This window comes from Brunnivagina elsteri CCALA 953 (genome assembly GCF_002289455.1).
GTDB lineage: Bacteria > Cyanobacteriota > Cyanobacteriia > Cyanobacteriales > Nostocaceae > Brunnivagina > Brunnivagina elsteri.
Genome location: NZ_NTFS01000499.1, coordinates 1 through 4136 on the forward strand (window position 1 = coordinate 1; position 4136 = coordinate 4136).

Here is a 4136-nt window from a genome sequence, read left to right on the forward strand (position 1 = left end):
TAGTACGGGGGTTGCCCCATGCAACAATTGCTCGGTGCCAGGGCTGTTTTTTATCGATAACAAAAAGCCAACTCTAACTAATATTAGAGTTGGCTTTTTGTTTGAATAAATTAGATATACTGCGAACGGTTTAACACTTGACTAATATAGGACCCCTCTCCATACGCAAAGCGTTCTCTTAGAGTAGCGCGTAAGGCAAGCAGAGAGGCTTAAAACTCAACTTTGTAATACTAAAAAAGTTAAGTTTTTAGCTGTTTTTAGTATAGTTACCATCCCCAACTACCAGGAACTCCTTTAAATGGTCCTACAATTTCATTAGTTACCCAGCCACCATAAAAATTACCTGGTTGTGGTGTTACTTTCTCCCCATCTACGTAGCATACATCCATTGGATGAGCATAAAAAGCAACGTAATTTTTAATAGATGCAAACCTTGATGTAGGTTCTGGATAAAACCAAGCGACATTTTGTACTTCACGATCGCATACTCGCAAGGTGTAATATTTGGCATTTCCTTTCCATTCACAAAAACTCGACTGTGATGTTTGTAAAATTAAATATTCCATCTGAATATCGGCTGGTGGCATGTAGTAGACTGGGGGATGGCTGGTTTCTAAGACTCTTTTGGCGTTGCGAGTATCAACAATTGTTTTGCTATTAAAAATAATTTGAATGTGTTTGTTACAATCTTCTAGACGAGGAGGGCGTGGGTAATCCCAGACTGATTCTTGTCCTGGTTTCGGTTGCATGGGTTGTGGCTTCATAATTGGGGTGCTCCTGGGCGAAATAATGAATTAGTCTTTTGCTTTAGAATAACGAAATTCCGCTAAATTTCTGGAATAAACTTGTTGCATATGAATCTGTCATCCCGGCAATATAATCGGTGATTCGCAATATCTTGTAGTAGTCATTTTCATCTGGGATTGGACGATATTTCTCAGGAAGCATATATGTAATTAACTCACTTTTTTGACTGCGATGTAAAGCTGCATCGACAAAATCAGCAAATAATCTTCCTAATATTTCATATCCAGCTATTCGCATTCCTAAAACATCGGGATGCATGAAAACGGAACTGCGAATTTTTGCACTAATAATTTCTAATTGTGATGTATATTTACTTAGGGATAATAAATGTTGATCGAACGTACCTGCTAGTATTTCATCTTCATATTTCAGGAAAATATCTGCGATTTCGCGAGTTAGTTGATTGATGGATTTTCCCCGCAAATATTTAACTTTTTCGGCTTCATTGGCATCGTATTCATCAATATTAATTCCTGATATTTCACCTAACAATTCATAAACTTGTGAGAACGAAATATATCCTAATCGATAACTATCTTCAACATCAATAATTGAATAACAAATATCATCAGCAGCTTCTACCAAAAATGCTAGGGGATGACGTGCCCACCAGGCAGCATTGTGATTTTGGCGAATTAATCCGACCGTTTCTGCAACTTCTGTAAATAACTCTTTTTCTGCTTGGAAAAAACCATATTTTTTGATGCTACAACCTGTGTATTTATTAATAAAGTTTACTGGAATAAATGATTCACGGGGATATTTTGTGAATGCTGCCAATGTGGGACAGGTTAATTGCATTCCTCCTTTACGGGTTGGTACTTCAATTTTAGTAAGAATGCGAAAACCTTGTGCATTTCCTTCAAATAAATCAAAGTCGCATTTTTGATATTTGTCAAGAAAATCCTCACCTAAATTATTAATGTTACTGTACCACAATGCAAAACCTTGACGAATTGCATCTTCTCCAGAATGTCCAAACGGAGGATTACCGATATCATGGGCTAAACAGGCAGCAGAAACAATATCTCCAAAGTCAGAACCGCTAAATCCGTATTTTTCTAGTTGGTGACGGTTGACGATTTCATACCCTACAATTCTACCAAGAGAACGTCCTACACAAGATGCTTCGAGACTGTGGATTAAGCGGGTACGAATGTAATCATTTTTGGAAAGTGAGAATACTTGGGTTTTATCTTTGAGACGACGGAAAGGTGAGGAGAAGACAATACGATCACAATCTTTTTGAAAACAGGTTCGATCATATTGTATATCCTCTGGTTCATGTTTACCGAGTCGTTGTGGTGTTAGGAGTTGTTTCCATTCCATCATAAGTATGGGAAAGCTGAGTACGATACATCCTTATTATGATTTCTCCCTGGAAAAAAATTATAGTTCCCGGATATTTCCGGAAATAATGTGTATCAAACAATAGCAAAGTTGCAGCAATTGAGTTTTTTCCTGGTACATTACTCTAAGATTGCGACAATTATCGCCTTTTAGAAGTACAACATACATGAGCTACTGCATTAATCCCAATTGTCCAAAGCCTGAAAATGTTGTTGGAACCACTTTATTTTGTGCAGCTTGTGGTTCTGATTTGCTATTGGAAGGTTGTTATCGCGTCACCAGATTACTTAGCGATCGCAGTAAACCGAGTGGTTTTGGTACAATCTATGAGGTGGATGATGGTGGTAAGCTAAAAATTCTCAAGGTTTTACATAATCATCATCCGAAAGCGATTGAATTGTTTCAGCAAGAAGCAGAAGTTCTGAAGCAGCTTAAACATCCTGGTATTCCTTGTGTTGAAACTGATGGATATTTCCAGTTTCGGGTTAATAATCAAACTGGCAATGGTGCAGTTTTGCACTGTTTGGTGATGGAAAAAATTGAGGGGATGAATTTAGAGGAGTGGTTGAGAGCGCGTAAATTACAACCAATTACCGAACGTGCTGCAATACGTTGGTTGAAACAATTAACTGAAATTTTACAGCAAGTTCACCAACAAAATTATTTTCATCGGGATATTAAACCAGCAAATATCATGTTGCGTCCGACTGGACAGCTTGCACTGGTTGATTTTGGAACTGCGAGGGAAGTTTCACAAACTTTTTTACAAAAATTAGCAGGGCAGCAAGTTACGGGTATTGTTTCGGCTGGGTATACACCAATGGAACAGGTGAATGGGAAAGCGGTTCCACAATCAGATTTTTTTGCTTTGGGACGTACTTTTGTTTATTTGCTAACAGGTCAATCTCCCCTTATATTCCCTGAAAATCCTCAAACTGGTGATTTAATTTGGCGTAATGATGCAGCACAAATATCATCAGCTTTTGGTGATTTAATTGATTATTTAATGCAGCCATTCCCTGCGAAACGTCCTCAAAGTATTCAAGAAATATATCAACGGTTACAAGTAATAGAACAGAATTTACCATCTTCGGAACCGACAACACAAAATTATTCTGGTGTTGCTGCTACAAATATCCCAAAAAATATTTCTAATACAGGTGCAATTCAGCAGCAAAAAGAAGTAAAAACAGTAGTCGCGAAAACATCAAATAATTCACAAATTACTAAAAAATCATCGGGAATAAAATTATTGGTTGGTGGAGGAGTTTTATTATTAGGATGTGCAGGTTTAATTTATGGAATCCAAGCAAATCGCAATCAAATATCATCAACTAGTTCTGTCGAAATAGCATCTCAATCAACACCAAGTCAATCTATCAAACCTCAAGAGGAATTATCGACTTCTCCAGTTAATACAATACCTCAAGAAACAGATAAACAAGTATCAAATTCTGAAATTAAACCGTCAACAAAAATCGTAACTGCACCTCGTATTAATCAACCAATAAATACACCTATCCCAAAAATTTCAGTCGAATTGGTAGTACCAAAAGCACCTGTTATTCAAATTATAAAAGAACCAGTGAATGATAGTAAACCAATACCTACAGTAACGGTGACAGTTTCCCCAACTGCAACTCTAGTGCCTATACAACGTTGTGTGATTGAAGTTGCCGATTCACAAGATGCAACTTTAAATGTGCGATCGCAACCTAACAAAGATTCTGAAAAAGTCGGAGAGTTGGCAAATGGTACCCAGTTATCAATAATTAAAGACCAAAAAGGTTGGTATCAAATAAATTATCCCGTTTCCGGTTGGGTAGCTGCTAATCGTACTCGAAAAGTTTGTATTCGTTAAATATGGAAGTGGGTAATAATAGATGAAAAGCAGATATGAATTATCTTAGTTTCAAGTTTATTTTTAGGTTGATTCCAAAATTTATTATTTTGTTTATATCAGTAATATTATTATGTAT

General features: G+C 36.8%; 3 protein-coding genes. 1 reads left to right on the plus strand and 2 read right to left on the minus strand.

Translation table 11 applies throughout. From position 1 onward, the window contains the following. Positions 1–266 precede the first annotated feature (266 nt). The gene (locus tag CK510_RS27140; RefSeq protein ID WP_211293320.1) at positions 267–764 is read right to left on the minus strand and encodes a DUF427 domain-containing protein; all 498 of its coding nucleotides are present in this window, start codon (positions 762–764) and stop codon (positions 267–269) included. A 43-nt stretch (positions 765–807) separates the two neighbouring features. After that, positions 808–2139, minus strand: a complete 1332-nt coding sequence (gene dgt / locus CK510_RS27145) for a dGTP triphosphohydrolase (RefSeq protein ID WP_245912460.1) — start codon at positions 2137–2139, stop codon at positions 808–810. 184 nt (positions 2140–2323) lie between these two features. Here dgt and CK510_RS32080 point away from each other — a divergent pair, with 184 nt between their 5' ends. Next, positions 2324–4018, plus strand: a complete 1695-nt coding sequence (locus CK510_RS32080) for a serine/threonine protein kinase (protein ID WP_158224973.1) — start codon at positions 2324–2326, stop codon at positions 4016–4018. The last annotated feature ends 118 nt before the right edge of the window (positions 4019–4136 follow it).